Annotated in this window: 15 protein-coding genes and 1 riboswitch; of the genes, 6 read left to right on the top strand and 9 right to left on the bottom strand. The window is 48.5% G+C overall.

Going from position 1 to position 16,545, the window contains the following annotated elements; translation table 11 throughout:
- Positions 1 to 31 precede the first annotated feature (31 nt).
- Positions 32 to 1,480 (top strand): cardiolipin synthase, encoded by a 1,449-nt coding sequence (gene cls / locus ACUUHJ_RS29845; protein WP_472300827.1) that lies wholly within the window; start codon positions 32 to 34, stop codon positions 1,478 to 1,480.
- Between the two features lie 385 nt (positions 1,481 to 1,865).
- On the opposite strand, the gene ACUUHJ_RS29840 is transcribed toward cls, so the two are convergent.
- The 5 genes from ACUUHJ_RS29840 to ACUUHJ_RS29820 form a co-directional block, all read right to left on the bottom strand.
- Positions 1,866 to 2,840: an ABC transporter substrate-binding protein gene (locus ACUUHJ_RS29840; protein ID WP_472300825.1), complete on the bottom strand. Its 975-nt coding sequence runs from the start codon at positions 2,838 to 2,840 to the stop codon at positions 1,866 to 1,868.
- A 47-nt stretch (positions 2,841 to 2,887) separates the two neighbouring features.
- The gene (locus ACUUHJ_RS29835) at positions 2,888 to 4,492 is read right to left on the bottom strand and encodes a helix-turn-helix domain-containing protein (protein ID WP_472300824.1); all 1,605 of its coding nucleotides are present in this window, start codon (positions 4,490 to 4,492) and stop codon (positions 2,888 to 2,890) included.
- Between the two features lie 62 nt (positions 4,493 to 4,554).
- Positions 4,555 to 4,938: an OsmC family protein gene (locus tag ACUUHJ_RS29830; RefSeq protein WP_472300823.1), complete on the bottom strand. Its 384-nt coding sequence runs from the start codon at positions 4,936 to 4,938 to the stop codon at positions 4,555 to 4,557.
- A gap of 94 nt (positions 4,939 to 5,032) precedes the next feature.
- Complete coding sequence (locus tag ACUUHJ_RS29825) at positions 5,033 to 6,670, bottom strand: M20/M25/M40 family metallo-hydrolase (protein WP_472300821.1); 1,638 nt, start codon at positions 6,668 to 6,670, stop codon at positions 5,033 to 5,035.
- Positions 6,671 to 6,728: 58 nt separating this feature from the next.
- Positions 6,729 to 7,469, bottom strand: coding sequence for an IclR family transcriptional regulator (locus ACUUHJ_RS29820; RefSeq protein WP_396475307.1), 741 nt, complete (start codon positions 7,467 to 7,469; stop codon positions 6,729 to 6,731).
- A 280-nt stretch (positions 7,470 to 7,749) separates the two neighbouring features.
- Between ACUUHJ_RS29820 and ACUUHJ_RS29815 the strand changes: the two genes are divergently transcribed.
- On the top strand, positions 7,750 to 8,514 hold the full coding sequence (locus ACUUHJ_RS29815) for a dimethylarginine dimethylaminohydrolase family protein (RefSeq protein WP_472300819.1): 765 nt from the start codon (positions 7,750 to 7,752) through the stop codon (positions 8,512 to 8,514).
- 72 nt (positions 8,515 to 8,586) lie between these two features.
- Positions 8,587 to 9,996 carry an amino acid permease gene (locus ACUUHJ_RS29810; protein ID WP_472300818.1) on the top strand — a complete coding sequence of 470 codons (1,410 nt, stop codon included), beginning with the start codon at positions 8,587 to 8,589 and terminating at the stop codon, positions 9,994 to 9,996.
- Positions 9,997 to 10,073: 77 nt separating this feature from the next.
- On the opposite strand, the gene ACUUHJ_RS29805 is transcribed toward ACUUHJ_RS29810, so the two are convergent.
- Positions 10,074 to 11,390 (bottom strand): D-arabinono-1,4-lactone oxidase, encoded by a 1,317-nt coding sequence (locus ACUUHJ_RS29805; protein WP_472300817.1) that lies wholly within the window; start codon positions 11,388 to 11,390, stop codon positions 10,074 to 10,076.
- On the bottom strand, positions 11,378 to 12,565 hold the full coding sequence (locus tag ACUUHJ_RS29800; RefSeq protein ID WP_472300816.1) for an amino acid deaminase/aldolase: 1,188 nt from the start codon (positions 12,563 to 12,565) through the stop codon (positions 11,378 to 11,380). The genes ACUUHJ_RS29805 and ACUUHJ_RS29800 overlap by 13 nt, the downstream gene beginning before the upstream one ends.
- Before the next feature lie 300 nt (positions 12,566 to 12,865).
- Positions 12,866 to 12,965, top strand: a riboswitch (purine riboswitch).
- Between the two features lie 51 nt (positions 12,966 to 13,016).
- Between ACUUHJ_RS29800 and ACUUHJ_RS29795 the strand changes: the two genes are divergently transcribed.
- The 3 genes from ACUUHJ_RS29795 to ACUUHJ_RS29785 all read left to right on the top strand — a co-directional run bounded on the left by ACUUHJ_RS29795 (position 13,017) and on the right by ACUUHJ_RS29785 (position 15,215).
- Complete coding sequence (locus ACUUHJ_RS29795) at positions 13,017 to 14,450, top strand: NAD(P)/FAD-dependent oxidoreductase (protein WP_472300815.1); 1,434 nt, start codon at positions 13,017 to 13,019, stop codon at positions 14,448 to 14,450.
- Positions 14,451 to 14,632: 182 nt separating this feature from the next.
- Entirely contained in the window at positions 14,633 to 14,965 is a 333-nt protein-coding gene (locus ACUUHJ_RS29790) for a hypothetical protein (protein ID WP_472300814.1), read from the top strand.
- Positions 14,940 to 15,215 (top strand): hypothetical protein, encoded by a 276-nt coding sequence (locus ACUUHJ_RS29785; RefSeq protein WP_472300812.1) that lies wholly within the window; start codon positions 14,940 to 14,942, stop codon positions 15,213 to 15,215. Before ACUUHJ_RS29790 ends, ACUUHJ_RS29785 begins: the two co-directional genes overlap by 26 nt.
- A 50-nt stretch (positions 15,216 to 15,265) precedes the next feature.
- Here ACUUHJ_RS29785 and ACUUHJ_RS29780 read toward each other — a convergent pair whose 3' ends face one another.
- Entirely contained in the window at positions 15,266 to 15,679 is a 414-nt protein-coding gene (locus tag ACUUHJ_RS29780; RefSeq protein WP_015893743.1) for a MarR family winged helix-turn-helix transcriptional regulator, read from the bottom strand.
- A 205-nt stretch (positions 15,680 to 15,884) separates the two neighbouring features.
- A complete protein-coding gene (locus ACUUHJ_RS29775; RefSeq protein WP_472300810.1) occupies positions 15,885 to 16,502 on the bottom strand; it encodes a DUF3298 and DUF4163 domain-containing protein in 618 nt (205 codons plus the stop codon).
- Positions 16,503 to 16,545: the final 43 nt, after the last annotated feature.

Raw genomic sequence — 16,545 nt, 5'->3', positions numbered from 1 at the left:
TGGGAGGAATCCTAGAGCTGGATGTGGTGTGATGGCGTTGTCCGAAAAGATAATTGCGATAGTAACAATAGGTAACCTGATTTTGGGTGCCGTTCTTATTTTCATGGAGAGGCGAAACATTGCGGCAACCTGGGCCTGGTTGATGGTTTTGCTGTTTTTGCCGGGTATTGGGTTTATTGTTTACCTGATTTTTGGACATAAGCTAAGCAAGAAAAAGCTGTATCGGCTCAAGGAAGGGGAGTTTTCCCATTTTCGAGCTGCGGTTGATAGACAAAAGCAGTTGCTTGCCCATGGTGAACTACAAGTGAACGACCCGGAAATGGAGAAACACCGCGACATGATTTTCATGAACGTGGTAAGTGATGGCGCGTATTATACGCAGGATAATACCATTCAGGTTTTTAAGGAAGGCCATAGTCTGTTCGAGCTCATGTTCAAACAGATGGAGGAAGCACGGGAGCATATACATTTGCTCTACTACATTTTGAATGACGATGATTTAGGGAAACAGCTCATTCAACTGTTGACGAAGAAGGCACAGGAGGGCGTCGAGGTTCGATTGCTCTACGACGCGGTAGGTTCCTCTGGTGTCTCATCCCGATTTTTGCGCCCATTGGTAGAAGCGGGGGGAGAAGTCGCCTCCTTTTTCCCGGCGAAGATTCCATTCCTAAACTTTCGGGTCAACTTCAGGAATCATCGCAAGCTGACGATTATTGATGGCAAGATCGGCTACATCGGAGGCTTCAACATCGGGGATGAATACTTGGGCAAGGATAAAAAGCTGGGGTATTGGCGTGACACCCATTTGCTGATTGAGGGAAGAGCGGTGTACATGCTGCAAGCACGCTTTTTCCTGGACTGGAATTTGTCTGCACCGAAAAGAATGCATGAGTCAATTGCGTATTTTCCGGAGCTTGATGAGGCTGTAGGAACGATTGGCGTTCAGATCGTATCGAGCGGGCCAAACTCGGAAAAAGAGCAAATCAAGCATGCCTTTTTGAAGATGATTTACAAGGCACGGAAGAAGATTTACTTGCAGACGCCTTATTTCGTTCCAGATGAAAGTATGCTGACCGCACTGAAAATGGCGGCAATGTCCGGGGTAGATGTGCGGGTAATGGTCCCGGGAAGGCCAGATCATTTGTTGGTATTCTGGGCGACTCACTCTTATCTCGGCGATTTGTTAAAGAGCGGTGTGCGCTGCTTCCTTTACGAAAAAGGCTTCATGCACGCCAAAGCCATCGTGGTCGATACCCAGTTGTCGTCTGTGGGAACGGCCAATGTCGATATTCGCAGCTTCAAGCTGAATTTCGAGACGAATGCATTTATGTACGATTCGAAGATGGCAAAGGAGCTGGAGGAACTGTTCGTCTCCGATCTGGCTGATTGCCGGGAAATGACATTGGGAGAGTATGTGAACCGACCACTGCGCTTGCGCTTGCTGGAATCGTTGGCGCGGCTGTTGTCTCCGCTTTTATAATAGCTGGACTGGAAAGCAAGAGAGGACCTGTTAGCCTATGTGAACAAACACGGGCTGGCAGGTCCTTTCTGTTTACCTTTTATGCGGTTCCGAATGTAACAATTTTAAAGGTATCGACGAACCAATAAAGCTGGTGAGAAGAAAAAGCACAGAGCTCGTAGACCTTGACAGCGCCCACCCAGTCGGAACTTCCAAAAGGGGAACCGCTTGTCGAACACTTCTTCCATGAGAAACTTCCGCCCGTAGGGTGGCTTTGGCTCGACGGTCCCCTTTTTGAAGTGGAGACGGACAGTCAACCCTCCCTTGCGGGCGTGTCAGAGTCGAAGAGAACTGTGCTTTTTCTTCTCCTCCCCTATGTTGACTCAAACCAGAATGCCCTATCTTATTATTTCTTGGCTCCAGTCAAATCCTGCACAGCCTCATCCAGCTGCTTTTCAATCAGAATGGGGTCGTAGCCAAGCCATCTATCCACATTGACTACATAAACCTGATTCTTTTTGACAGCGGGCAAGTTCTTCCACAGACTGCTTTGCTCGATTTCTTTCAAATACTGAGCGGCATCCTCTCCTGGGAACAACATCAGGAAAATATGGTCGGCTGCATATTCCGGTAGAAGCTCCATGGACACGTCTTTTGACCAGAACAGCGGGTCTTTATCGATCTCGCTCTTAATGAGTGACGGTGGAGTTAACTGAAGATCGTTGTATAAAACATGGCCCATGTTGCGAGCACCGTACATTTTGATCGTTTTCGCACGGACGTTTAATGCTGCAACGGTCTCGTCCTTCCCGACCTTGGCATGGACCAGCTTACGCGCTTCTTCCACCTTTGCTTTGTACTTCTGCTCCCAAGCCTTTCCTTCTTCCTCGCGACCTAGCGCTTCCGCTACCTTTTGTACATGCCCGTAGACATCATGTTGATCGAAGGCGATCGCCACGACAGGCGCAATTTTTGTCAGGTTTTCATATACCTGTTGCTCGACTTCGGTACCCGTGAGGATCAAGTCAGGCTGCAACTCGAGGATTTTCTCCAGATTATAGGCATCATAATCTCCCACGACTTCGATTCCACTAACCAGTGGCTCCATGTCTGGACCTTCCATATGTCCCTTCACTGCACCGATTGGCTTCACCCCAAGGGCAAGCATGGGGCCCAAATATTGCAAGGCTACGACGCGCTGAGCTTTCACAGGAATGGTGGCTTCGCCCTTTGCGTGCTTCAGGACACGAGTCTCGCTGCTTTTATTTTCTTGTACAGGTGCCGATGGATTGGGGCTGGCTGTCTGGCCGCATGCCGTGAGCAAGAACAAGGAAAGAATCATCAATCCGGGCAACCAAGCTCGTATGCGTAATCGTTTCATCGTATATCCTCCATGAATGAAAATGATTCTCATTAACAAGGTTCATCTTACCTTGAACGCACTCTTTTCATCCATGGAGAATGTTCCGTTTTTCTTTGGACAATGTGGTGGTGGTGTTTGGCATGGGTCAAAATTTGGACGGCCTCTTCCAGCTGGATGTCGAGGGAGAGGGGATCATACGAGAACCAAATCGGGTTGAGAATGACCACTTGTCCTTTTTGTACAGCAGGAATTCGTTGCCAGACATCCTGTTTCATCAACTCCAGGAAGTGTGCCCGTGAGCGATCATCATCAAAAATATGAACGAACAGCCAATCTGCTGCGTACTGGCTTAATTGATCCTCGTTGATGGGGGTCGCCCAGAAATTGGGGTTGCGTGTTAACTCTTCTTGAATCATTTTGGGTGGTGTCAGCTTCAAGGATTTGTACAGCACATGCCCGATATTTCTGGCGCCGTATGCCAATAGGCTCTGTGGACGCACATTGAGGATCAAGAATGTTTCTTTCTTCTGAATATGAGCATCGATGCATCGCTTCGCCTTCAAAACCTTCTGTTCATGCTGTTTGAGCCACATGTGTGCCTGGTCTTTCAGGCCAAGCACATCGGCTAGCATATTCAAATGACCAAATACATCATGATCCAGCCATGGAAGGGCAAGAGTAGGTGCAACCTTGGAGAAGGCAGCGCTATCTCCCGTCGATTCGGTCAAAATAAACGTCGGTTGCAATGATTTGACCAAGTCTGGTGTGTTTTCGGGCAGGCTGACAATCTCATCTGCCTCTTTCATCCGTAATTGCTCGCGTAAATAAGTGACCTGCTCTTCCGGAGCCCCAATCGGTCTGATTCCAAGTGCCAATAAATACTCGGCATAGTGGAAGGTGACGGGTGCCATTTGCTTCTGATTCATGCGGACAAAGACAGTCGGGGACACGCCGACCTGCTGCTTAAAGCGTCTGCTGAAGTAAAACTCATCGGCATACCCGACCAGACGTGCTACCTCGCGCAATCGCTTATTCGATTCTCGCAGAAGTGTCTTTGCATGCTCCATCCGACAGCTCGTCAAATATTCGATCGGGCTTTTTCCAACCTTTTTCTTGAAGACCTCGGTATAATACCGCGGGGTAAGGCCAGCTCGATTTGCTAAATCATCTAAGGTGATTGGCTCCGCGTAATTCGTATGCATGTAAGAAATCGTTTGATCGACAATGCTTGACGTTTCTACGGTAGCCTGCCGTTCTGCATGGCTCCAAATCAGATGCAGCAATTGTTGAAAGCGAATTTGATTTTGAAAAGCTTCCAACGGATCATTGGCTTGTCGATGGGCATACAGCGTGAGGGCAAGCTCCGTACTGTTATCTACCTGGTGAAATACACACGAGCTGTGGTCGAGATGCCAGGAAAGACTCGGGCTGTATGCGTTGGTGACCTGATCTTGCTGTTGCAGAGCATCAAAATAAAATACGAGGAAACGGAGTGGATCATCCGTATCAGCGCTTATTTGTCTCGCAGATTCTCGCGAAAGAACCAGCGCACTTCCATCAAGTAGAGTGGCTTGACCCGACTCGTTCAGCATCCGACCCGATCCTTTTGTCACGATGAGCACAGCATGGGTTGATTCGCCGGAAAACGTCCATGCTTCTGTCGGTGACAAGGTGACCTGCTGTATGTCTTGAAGTAGAAACAAAGGAGTGGGCGGTAGCACGTTTTTTCCTATCATGATACCAATTCGAAGGACTCGGTTACGACGATGCATCCCTTGACAGATTGGACCATCGGACAGTTTTTGCTCGCGGCTTCAATGGCTTTTTGTACTTTTTCTTCTTTCATATTTTCACCCGTAATGATGAAGTGGAGGTGAATTTTTTCAACGCGATTTGCCTCTGCCTCATTCCGCTGAACATCTGCTGTTACTTTCATATCCGTGCACGGCATTCTCATCTTGTCCAACACTTTTCGCAGAACACCGCCACTGCAAACAGCGATGGAAGAGACCAAGAGCTGGTAGGGGCGAAATCCATACTGTTCATCACCCGATACGTGCAGCTCACCGTAGGACAGTTGAGTGACAAAGCCATTTTCTTTCGCTTGAAATTCCATGGGTAACCCTCCCTTGAAATGGTTTTTCTTCATTATAAGGAAAAAGGCACCCGTGCGACAGTCATCTATCGGTACGGGAACCTTTTCTCTTTTGCTATTCCTTTACTGCTTTCCCATTTTGCAAGAGAGACTGGATGCAACGAGGGAGCATGTCTTTTAACGTATCGAATGCATAGTCGATATCCAGACGCTCTGTCCATTGATGGGCGTCACGTCCGACTGGACCGAGGTTCATGACAGGTACATCAAAAGCTTCGAGCTCTTGAAGCGGAATGGAGTAGCCGTTGTCCCACAAAGGCATGTTTGCTACCAATGGCTTCATGGATGCTGCCGGATATTGGAGTCCGACGTAGCTTAAGTCAGAGATTCCGCCAAAGTAATTTTGTTTCACCAAATTGACCTGGTGCTGATCTCTCGCGTATGCTTTCATCTCTTCCATCGTTTGTTGGATCAGAGGATGATTGCGCGAGCTGACTGCCGGGTAAAACGGTGGAGCGAAGAACAAAATCATCATCGGCGACAGTTCTTTGCACAGAATCGCTAATTGATCCACCAGCTCAATCGTGGTGTCGCGGTCGTCCTTGTCGCCACGGTTGGCGATCACATCTGCTTCCAGCTGGCGTAGCTTTTCTTCCCCGTACGTTTTCTTCGCGTAGGCATACAGTTCTTCGTAAGTCATGACGGAAATGGACAGATCACGCGGGCTAAACGGCGCAAAATTGGCAAACTGGCTCGCGTGCTTGAGGTAGTTTTGCTTCATGCGCTCTGCGACATTTCTTGCCGATTCCAGCAGCGGCTCTACGACATCCTCCATCTGCTTTTCCAGCAGGAACAGGTTGAACAGCGTCACGGCACGGTGCGGAATTTGCACAGAGTACTCTTTTTTCAGATCCTTTTGAATCAGGTTTGTCGGCGGAGGAGATGCTTCCCCCTCAACGACCTCGCAAAAGGATGTGTTCAGCTCGAGCTCACATGTCAGTTGAGAGGCCATGTAATTGCCGTTTAACCCAGCAAAAGGCTCGCCGACATGTGTTTCTTTGCCGTAGCAGAGGAAGCCAGGCAGCACTTTTCCGATGGAGCCTGTGTACAAGTACGTATTCGTATCCCCTGGATAGCGGGTAAACATCGGCTCGGAGTTGAGCACGGTGGTGTAGCTCAGGTCGAACTCTTCGGCGATTTTCAAAAGCGCGGGGACTGCTGCCCGCATCCCGACAGAATTCATTTCTTCGTCAGGGACTGTCAGAAGCAAAATGTTGCCGTCGAACTCCCCAGCAATCGCTTGCTCAATCATCGACATGTGTAGTGTCAGTCCGCACTTCATATCCATGGTGCCACGGCCAAACAGCCAGTTGCCGGTGCGAATATCCTGTTGAACGTCTGCTGGCATATCCGCTTGGTTTTGCTGGAACAGAGGAGTGAGGGTCTTCGGATCAAAAGCATGCTTCATCCAGGCACCGTAATCCTCGACGTCGACAACATCAAAATGGCTGACGAGAATGACGGTGTCCCGTACGCCCTCTTTTTTGACCAAAGCAGTGACAAAATGGCGCCCATCTTCAGTCGGATTCGCCCGTACATGATCAGGATTGGTTTGATAATAAGGCAGGGTACGAAGCTGATCGACGACGTAGCCAGGCAAGTCCTTCTCGGCAGATGATCCTGTAATGCTTGGGATGCTTACCAAATTGCACAAGAGATCAACGAGCTGCTCTTTTGTTTGCCATTTTTGCATAAAAAACGCCTCCGTTTTCCGTATAGTGAAAACTGTTTCCGGTTAGTGGGCAAAAAAATTAAGGTAAGGCACCGATCTTGTGGGAAATTTCTTTGGCGCTTTGTTGGGCTTGTTCAATGAGTGAGGACAAGAGCTGCTCGTTGATCCGGTAGCTCGGCACGCCAATACTCAAAGCGCCTACGACCTTTTGGTTGACACCGAAGATAGGAGCGGCAATGGATGCGGTGCCTTCGGTTTTCTCACCGTAGCTGACTGCGTAGCCGTTTTGTCTGATTTCAGGCAATCGTTCTAACAGCTCGCGACGTTTTTGTGCATCCGGGATTAACCCGGTCAAGATTTGCTCTGCTTCGGTCGGATTCATGCTGGCGAGAATCGTTTTGTTTGCCGCACCGATGTGTAGCGGAATACACTCGCCCAGATTATCCATGCTTCTGACAGACATAGGACCTTCCACTCGTTCGAGTACGATGGCATGAGAGCCCTGTGGAATGTTCAGATAGACTGTTTCTCGTACATCTGCTGCCAATCGCTTCATGACAGTTCGGGCGACAGCGCGCATATCCATTTTGTCCAGGATGCGCAGCCCGATTTCCATCCACGTATAGCCGACCTTGTACTGCTTACTCTCGGGAAGCTGGAGGATGAGGCCATGCTTGATGAGGCTGCTGATTAAACGGTGTACCGTGCTCAGCGGCAGGTCCGTTTGTTCAGCAATTTCCGAGATGGACCAATGCTGCTTGTTTGGATCTGATACCAGGACAGAGATGATGCTCATCGCCCGGTCTATCGATTGTACCAACGTGGGTTACCTCCTGGCTTTGTTGCATAGTGACCGCTCGTTGAAAGTCACGCCAGCTTAATATGACCTCAATCTATCAGAATTTTTCAACCGAATCAATATCATTTAAACTAGATAAAAATCCGTTGACAAAAAATTTGAAACTATTTTACATTAAGAATGTAATTTTGTATTGCAGAAGTGATTCCACAATGCGGAATATTTCTGGGTGATTGCTCAGAGGAGAATGAATACTGTTAGACAAAAGCAAGATTCGAAAACAGAAGGGAGATCTATCATTATGAAATTTTCACGTGCGATTGTAAGAAAACCGGGAAAGAGTTATGTAAATGGTTTGACGACTTCTGATTTGGGTACACCTGATTTTGAACTTGCTCTTAAACAGCATGCCGCTTATGTAGAAGCGCTGAAACAGACAGGTCTGGATGTAACCGTTCTGGAAGCGGACGAGCGTTTCCCGGATTCTACGTTTGTGGAAGATACAGCTGTTCTCACGGAAAAGTGCGCCGTCATCACCAATCCTGGTGCAGAAAGCCGCAATGGTGAAATTGAGGATATGAAATTGGTGCTTCCTCGTTTTTATGACACCATTGAGTATATTCAAGCCCCTGGCTTCCTCGATGGTGGAGACGTCATGCAGGTAGACAACCATTTCTATGTGGGTCTGTCTACACGCACCAATGAAGAAGGGGCCACCCAGTTCCGCGAGATTCTCTCCAAATACGGATATGAAGTCACTATTGTACCGTTGAAAGAGTTTTTCCACCTGAAAACAGGAATCGCTTACCTTGGCAATGACTTGCTGGTTCTGGCTGGGGAATTCATTGATTCTGAAGTATTTAGCAAGTACAAGCATCTGGTCGTGGAAAAAGAAGTCGAGTACTCTGCGAACTGCATCCATATCAACGACTATGTCATTATTCCAAAAGGCTTTGAGAGCACGAAAAAGCAAATCACTGACGCTGGCTACCATGTGATTGAGCTGGATATGTCTGAATTCCAGAAACAAGACGGAGGATTGAGCTGCCTGTCCCTGCGTTTCTAGCGCAGGCAGTTCTCTCTTCGTTTATAGACTCCTGATAGACCTCTTACAAAGCAGGTGAAAGAGAGGAATCATATGAACACTGGGAATGAAAGAGACACACAGCTACAACGATCCATGAAAAGTCGCCACTTGTTTATGCTGTCGTTAGGTGGTGTCATCGGGACAGGGCTCTTCCTCAACGCTGGCTTCACGATTAATCAGGCTGGACCTGGCGGAGCGCTCGTTGCCTATATCGTCGGCGGGATTTTGCTGTACCTGGTCATGACGTGTCTGGGAGAGCTTTCTGTAAAAATGCCAGTAACAGGCTCTTTCCAAGCCTACGCGAGTCAGTATATTGGTCCGGCGAGCGGGTTTACACTAGGATGGATGTATTGGCTAGGGTCAGCTACAACGGCCGGGGTAGAGTTCACTGCCGCGGGCATGGTCATGCAACGGTGGTTCCCGGATACACCGATCTGGATTTGGTGCGCGCTCTTTATCGTTCTGCTCTTTGCCTTCAATGCGCTGACGACAAAGGGGTTTGCGGAAACGGAGTACTGGTTTGCCGGAATTAAAGTATTGGCTGTACTTATGTTTATTATTGTCGGACTAGGTGCCATATTCGGTATTGTCAGTATGGAAGGAAGACCCGCTCCGTTTCTCTCCAACTTCTCGGCAGATGGGGGACTATTCCCGTTTGGCATCGCGATCGTCTTTGTGACGATGATGAACGTCGTATTCTCTTATCAAGGCTCTGAATTGATCGGAATTGCAGCCGGGGAAGCAGAAAACCCGCAAAAGACCATTCCGCGGGCGATCCGCAACATTGTGTTTCGCATTCTCGTGTTCTATGTGGCGTCGGTCACGATCTTGTCCGCCCTCTTTCCCTCAAGCGAGCTGGGGCTCTTGGAAAGTCCGTTTGTGACGGTATTTGATGCAGTGGGGATTCCTTTTGCAGCGGATATCATGAACTTCGTCATCTTGACGGCTCTGTTGTCTGTCGGCAACTCATGCTTGTACGCAGCCACTCGCTTGTTGTGGTCCCTTTCCCATAGCAATATGGCCCATCCTGTTTTTGGAAAGTTGACCAAGCGTAAAGTGCCTTTGAACGCACTCTTGGCGACGCTGGCGTTTTCACTTTTGTCCCTGTTAACCAGCGTGGTTGCAGCGGATACGGTATACGTGCTGCTCATGTCTGTATCTGGTATTGCGGTCACTTTCACGTGGATGGGGATTGCTCTCTCTCAATTTAATTTCCGCCGTCAATACTTGCGTGAGGGTGGAAAAATAGAAGATTTGCAGTTCGTAGCACCGTTTTACCCGGTGATGCCGCTCCTGTGTCTGGCTCTTTGTACATTCATTCTTATCTTCCCGGCGTTTGACCCGACACAGCGAATTGGACTCTTCTACGGAATTGGTGCGTTGGTGCTGTTCTATACCTTCTATTATGTGCGGTATGGACGCAAAAAGGCGCATAAACCGAATTTCCCAACGCAAGGATAAGTTGTCCTGCTCGATAGAAAAATGCCCCTGCCATGAATGATCTGGTCGGGGGCATTTTTGTGGCGTAAGGATGGTCTTCAGGAGATGCCGAACAACTCGGCTAAATACGAATTCACAAACAAGCCGTCAGGGTCGAACTCAGAGCGAATGGCGAGGAAATCGGGCAAGCGAGGATAGACCTGATGAAGCCTCTCGGTGGTCATACTGTGCATTTTCCCCCAGTGTGGACGTCCGCCATATCGGGCGAAAATCTCCTCCATCCGGGCAAAGTACGCTTCGTAAGGCATTCCCTTGTACATGTGGACGGCAATGAAGGCACTATCACGCTCATAGGCGGGACTGAGCCAGATGTCGTCCTTTTTGACATACCGGCATTCCAGCGGAAAATGAACGGCGAAGCGTTCCTGCTCAATCGCCTGACGCAGCTCCCGTATGGCTTCGCCCATATGCTCGGCAGGAAAGCAGTATTCCATTTCATAAAAACGAACAAGCCGAGGGGTGGCAAAAAGCTGATGGCTGTAGCCGCTCTCATGGACAGAGGGAACGCTTTGAGCGGACAGCCTGCTGACGCTTTTGGTGAGAGAAGGGCGTAATCGGCAGCTCTCCGACAAGAGCCAAAACAGCCCGTTTTCCACCACCATTTTTTTCAAATAGCTCCATCGTTGATTGCCGCTGGGGGGATCGTTGGTCTCGTTCATGAATTTCACTTGAACGGTGTCCGAATACGGAAAGATAAAAAATTCGAAATGTCGATGCTCGGTTTTAAACGTTTCCAGAGAAGACAAGCACTCCTCTACCTGCATGCGACGGCTTTGGTAGCGCAGGCGATAGGCTGGGAGGACACGCAGCTTGACACGTACGATGATGCCCAAAAGACCAAGCGAGACTTGCATGGCTTTGAACAGGTCCGGTTGGGCCTGCTCGGATACTTCCAAAACCTCCCCGGCTGCGGTCACGACTGTCAGTCCGACGACTTGCGTGGAGATGCTGCCAAAATGAACGCCAGTGCCATGCGTTCCGGTGCTGACAGCCCCTGCAATGGACTGGGCGTTAATGTCTCCGAGGTTTTCTTGAGAGTAGCCTGCTTGATGCAGAAGTTGTCCGAGTGTCTTGAGCTTGGTGCCTGCCCAGACTTCAACGGTATCAGAGGCAGGGTCTACACTGACGATTCCTTGGAGATGATCCAAGGATAGCAAGCAGTCTTCTGTCTGGACGAGACGAGTGAAGGAATGACCGGAGCCGACGACTCGAATCCGTGTACCTGCCTTCTTGCAAGCAAGGACAAGCTGCACGACCTCATCTACGGACTTTGGCATCGCGATTTGTTTCGGCTGGCTTTGTACATTTCCTGTCCAATTGGTCCAGTGATTCGCGTGCTTCTTTACAGTGAGCATAATCCATCCCCCCGATAGGTGGTCACTTCCTCGATGATTTTCCCGCCAGAGATGCAATACAGCCGGGTAAAACGTTCGCAGAGCTCTCCTGCTTTGGCATGGCGAAAAAAGATCGGGTCTCCCAGCTCTAGCGTTTCCATGCCTTGATAGTGGATGGGTGTCTGTACTTCACCTGCTCCTTCGTTGGGGAACAGCTTTGCTCCCACTGGCAAGTAAGGCTTGGGGAGTCTGTCACGCCCAGCAGAACCAGATGCGATGTAACCCCCACCGGCACATGTGTAGATCTGCGCTGTGGGCTTGCGGATAATCTCCAGGGCAAATCCTGCGGCAGGATGAAACCGAAAATCCTGAAAGTAGTCAAAGAGCCCTGGCGAAAAAAATCCGGAGCCTGCTGTAACCTCTGTAACGGCGTCTTCCTTCCCGGTCAAGTGCAAGCTGCCCGTTCCTCCACCGTTTACGAAGCGGAGAGAGATGCCTAGCTCGCGAATGGCATGCACCAGTGTGGCACGTCGAGCAGCCACTTCTTTCACGGAATATTGCTTGAGGAGACGAATGATGCTGTTTTTCAGGAATTGACGAGGGTATCGATCACCCACGCCAGCAATTTGAGCTTCGTACCCCATGACACCATCTAGGTAGAGATGATCGGAGGAAGCAACGCGCTTGACAAGGGAGAGGGACGCCTCGAGAGAGCGAAGTGGCGAGCGCCAGACGCCGAAATGCAGCCCCAACACATCAGACGACATGTCGATATCGAGACAGACAGGCAGCTTGGTTCCGGTTTCCTGGGCGATTTGTTCGAGCTGTTCGACATGAGGGAGAGAGTCGATCATTAAAGTAATGGAGCGTCCGTTCTTAATTTCAGAGGCGATTGACAAAAGCCAGCTTTTTTCCCAGAGCGGATAGCCAAGCAGCAGGTCATCGAAGCCTGCCTCGCACAGGTGAAGCACCTCAGGAGCGGAATAGCACATGAGACCACGAAAGCAATCGTTCACCTGCAATACACGTTTGAGAATGGCAACGCTTCGGATCGACTTGCTCGCGATTCGAACGGGTTTTCCATTGCTTTGCAAACTGATTTGCTCCGCATTTTCCTCTAGCAGATCTAGGTCGACGAAAGCGAACGGCTTGGGAACACCAGCAAAGGCAGACTGATAATAGCGATAATCCCGCATGTACAGGCCTCATCCTTTTTTGCACGCGATTTGAATGAAATAATAAATCGTAAATATTTCTTAAAATTCCATCTATTCTATTCGTTTATATTTGATTCCTTCCTGACAAATGAGGGGCATGAACAGAAATAACGATTGTTCGTTTTTAAATGTTCGTGTTTTGTTGTGTTTACGGATTGTAAAGGCATGTTTGTGATAAAATTAACTTTAAAAGACGAATAAATGGGCTGTTTTCGGTTGACTTGATTCACCTTATAAGCTACTATACATATTGTTGTGAAGAACAACACAGGCTTGACGAATGAAATAGTTATTTGTATTCGTATATCCTCAGAAATATGGTTTGAGGGTCTCTACAGGGAACCGTAAATTCCCGGCTACGAATAGGGCAGTTTTGGTATACCCTATTCGTCGGCCGGGAATTTTTTCATTTTTTCGGGGAGGGAACGACATGAATAAGTATGATGTGATCGTTGTAGGAGCAGGACCCGCAGGAATTTTTACGTGCTACGAGATCATGCGAAAAGCACCGAATGCCAAGGTGCTGTTGATTGATAAAGGGCACGACATTTATAGCAGACGCTGTCCGATCTTGGAAGAAAAGATCAAGCTCTGCCCGCCGCCAGCAGGAAAAAAAGATTTCGCAGGCTGTTTGCCGGCCTGTTCGATTACCAGTGGTTTTGGTGGAGCAGGCGCCTATAGCGATGGCAAATTTAACATCACCACCGAATTTGGCGGTTGGATGACAGACTATCTCAGCCCTTCCACTGTACTTGGGCTGATCAAATACGTAGATGAAATCAATTTGGAGCATGGGGCTACTCAATCGATTACGGACCCGACCACAGAGACGATCAAGAGCATCGAGCAGCGCGGCTATGCAGCAGGTCTCAAGCTGTTGCGAGCACAGGTGCGTCACTTGGGAACCGAGCAAAACCTGGAGATTCTCCAGTCGATCTTCGAGCATTTGAAGAAGCATATCGACATGATGTTCAAGACAGAGGTTGAGGACATCATCACGGTGAAAGAAGCAGACGGACATCAGGTAAAGGGTGTAATTTTGAAAAACGGACAAAAGTATGAAGCTGATTACGTGGTAATCGGACCAGGACGCGATGGCTCCGCGTGGTTGACGGATATCCTGAAAAAGCGCCGCCTGAAAATGTACAACAATCAAGTCGACGTAGGCGTACGTGTGGAGACATCCGATGTCGTTATGCGCGAAATCAATGAGCACTTGTACGAAGGGAAATTCATTTTCAACACATCTGTCGGAACGCGTGTACGGACGTTCTGCAGCAATCCTTCCGGTCACGTGGTCGTGGAAAACCACAGCGGCGTTATGGCGGCAAACGGGCACTCTTACAAAGACCCAGCGCTTGGCTCGATGAATACGAACTTTGCGCTCTTGGTATCTCATACGTTTACAGAGCCGTTTGACAAGCCGAATGAATATGCGAGAGAAATTTGCAAGCGGGCAAATGATCTGTCAAACGGTGGGGTCATCGTGCAAAAGTACGGCGATATTTTGCGCGGTCGCCGTTCTACAGAGTCGCGTATTAAGGAAGGCTTCCTGGAGCCTACTCTGAAGGAAGCGGTACCGGGTGACTTGGGACTCGTGTTGCCTTACAACACGATGAAAAGCTTGATCGAGATGGTGGAAGCACTGGACAAGGTAACACCGGGAATCGCTTCTGAACACACGTTGTTTTATGGAGTGGAAGCGAAATTTTACTCGGCTCGTCCGAAACTGACTGAGGAATTCGAAACAGAAATCAAGGGATTGTTCTGTGGCGGGGATGGTGCCGGAATTACGCGCGGTCTGGCACAGGCCGGAGCTGCTGGGGTTTGGATGGCTCGCAATATTACGAAACGCATGCAATAACGAATACGCTCATAACCAATAGGCTTCTTGCTGGGCACGCTTGTGCTTGGTGGGGAGCCTTTTTTTATGACAGAACAACATCAGGGAAGTGGTGGTCCAGATGTCACGAGGAATTAGGCAGAAGCGTATTGTATAGAAGGGCCAATAATCAAACCACGACCTTTATTGGCATGGAGGTATCTATGTTTTTTTGTGATGATGACGATACCGCTGTAATAGCACTTTGGATTATTTCGCTTGGCTTTGTCATCCTCGCCATTGATAAAACAACCAAACTAAGTCAAAAGCCTGCCTGCAACAACGACAAAATGATACAGCCCCTCATCCAATTAAACAAGCAAATCAATGGGAAAAACAAAAATGGCAATGACAGTGATGACGATATGCAGTTCAAACGAATTGAACAGCAAATTGCTCAATTGCGGGATAGTGTTCAAGATATAAAGAAGAATTTACAGGAGAATCAACCCACAAACGGAGGGAAAAAGGATGATCGAAAAAAATCTAGCGAATGAGTTGGTAGCGGTAGGGGGGTGGATCGCAGTGATTGGCACTTTCATAGCTGCCATAGGCTCGACTGGACAGGTGGAACCGGAGCAGCCTGCTTCTACAGACAACCAAGCAAATGACAAAGAAGCAAATGATTTGAAGAAACAAGTACTGCAACAGAAAAAACAATTGCAAAAGCAACAGATACAGCTTGATCTGATTCAATTGGAACAAGAGCTCAACACCCTCATCCATAGCACAAGGAAAAATGGCTAACAAAAAATGACTTCACCAAACTACTTTTGGGCGAAGTCATTTTTTATTTGTTACAACGGCTGTAAATTATCGTTCATTTTCTTCAAAACGCGGTTAAAGATAGCGAGCTCTGCTTCGTCAACGCCGCGGAGTGCCAGCTCTTCTTGCACTTTTGCAGCCTCCAGCCATTCCGGGAACCGTTCGATTGCTTGCGGAGACAAGGACACATAGCGCTCACGCTTGTCATCACCCTCTGAGCGAATGATCCAGCCCATCTCTTCCAAACGGGTGAGTGTCCGGGTAATCGTCGGCGCTTCAACATTCAGGTAGTTGCTCAATTGAACCTGAGTAAGCGATTCACGATAATGCAAGCAAAGAATAATACCCCATTGCGAGCTGTATAATCCCATGGGAGCCATAGTCCCATTTAGTGATTTGCTGAATATTCTTGCTGTTTGGCTAATTCGATGACCATAATATTGCATGAATATATACCTCCAGGAAAGCTGGTCCGATATATCGTACACTTATTGCTTAAGTAAATATGTACAATAACATACTAGCAGTTCTGGACATATAAGTAAACGTTTATTCGATGGCGAAATTATGGATTTTCTGACACAAATAGAATCAGGTGAGTGTCATGGAAGAAGACACTCACCTAGGTGAAAAATACGGTGATACAGTGCACTAATCTGCGGACAAAATGCTCAGTGGTCCTTTTTCATTGATAATTGGCTCCAGTTCATAGACCGAAATGGGGAACATGGGGAAACCGACGTAGTAGGGCGTAATTTCGTACAACTGGAAGTAGATGACCAGTGCTTTGTCGGCGACGTAATAATCTTGATCGGGCTTAATCGAAGTAAAGCCATTGAGTGTGGGGATGTTTCTTTCTTTGATTTGACGCTTGATGTTTTCGGAAATCACCTTGACGTAATCGCTTCCTGGCTTGAATAATTCACGCAGCGTATACAGCTTGCCTGTTTGGATATCTGCGGTGATCGACCCGAGGAAGGTCATGCCGTGAGCCATTTGGGGTGTGTAGGCGTAGTTGCTCAACACGACGCTGAAAATACCGCGTTCGTTTGTCTTGATTTCGTAGCTTCCTTGCATTTCTGTATTTCCCGGTACCTGGACCCGTTGTTGCTCATGAATTAAGCCTTGAACCGTTTGATAAATCGCCCGGTTGATATCTTTTTCCGCTTGCAGGTTGGCTAGGCCTGCCAATTGGGGATAGTAAATCGTGGTGTTCGGACGGCTAATCGTCCGTGTCAGCACAGTAGCTGGCAATTGATTGAGTTCCACTTTTTTCCGTTTGCCTCCTGTACGTGTGAGTTGTGTAATAGCC

The sequence above is a fragment of the Brevibacillus schisleri genome (genome assembly GCF_055685845.1).
This window is presented reverse-complemented; position numbering and strand designations above follow the sequence as displayed.

Coding starts and splice junctions, on each gene's coding strand:
- cls (WP_472300827.1), top strand. CDS start 32: ATGGCGTTGTCCGAAAAGATAATTGCGATAGTAACAATAGGTAACCTG.
- ACUUHJ_RS29840 (WP_472300825.1), bottom strand. CDS start 2,840: ATGAAACGATTACGCATACGAGCTTGGTTGCCCGGATTGATGATTCTT.
- ACUUHJ_RS29830 (WP_472300823.1), bottom strand. CDS start 4,938: ATGGAATTTCAAGCGAAAGAAAATGGCTTTGTCACTCAACTGTCCTAC.
- ACUUHJ_RS29825 (WP_472300821.1), bottom strand. CDS start 6,670: ATGCAAAAATGGCAAACAAAAGAGCAGCTCGTTGATCTCTTGTGCAAT.
- ACUUHJ_RS29815 (WP_472300819.1), top strand. CDS start 7,750: ATGAAATTTTCACGTGCGATTGTAAGAAAACCGGGAAAGAGTTATGTA.
- ACUUHJ_RS29810 (WP_472300818.1), top strand. CDS start 8,587: ATGAACACTGGGAATGAAAGAGACACACAGCTACAACGATCCATGAAA.
- ACUUHJ_RS29805 (WP_472300817.1), bottom strand. CDS start 11,390: ATGCTCACTGTAAAGAAGCACGCGAATCACTGGACCAATTGGACAGGA.
- ACUUHJ_RS29800 (WP_472300816.1), bottom strand. CDS start 12,565: ATGCGGGATTATCGCTATTATCAGTCTGCCTTTGCTGGTGTTCCCAAG.
- ACUUHJ_RS29795 (WP_472300815.1), top strand. CDS start 13,017: ATGAATAAGTATGATGTGATCGTTGTAGGAGCAGGACCCGCAGGAATT.
- ACUUHJ_RS29790 (WP_472300814.1), top strand. CDS start 14,633: ATGTTTTTTTGTGATGATGACGATACCGCTGTAATAGCACTTTGGATT.
- ACUUHJ_RS29785 (WP_472300812.1), top strand. CDS start 14,940: ATGATCGAAAAAAATCTAGCGAATGAGTTGGTAGCGGTAGGGGGGTGG.
- ACUUHJ_RS29780 (WP_015893743.1), bottom strand. CDS start 15,679: ATGCAATATTATGGTCATCGAATTAGCCAAACAGCAAGAATATTCAGC.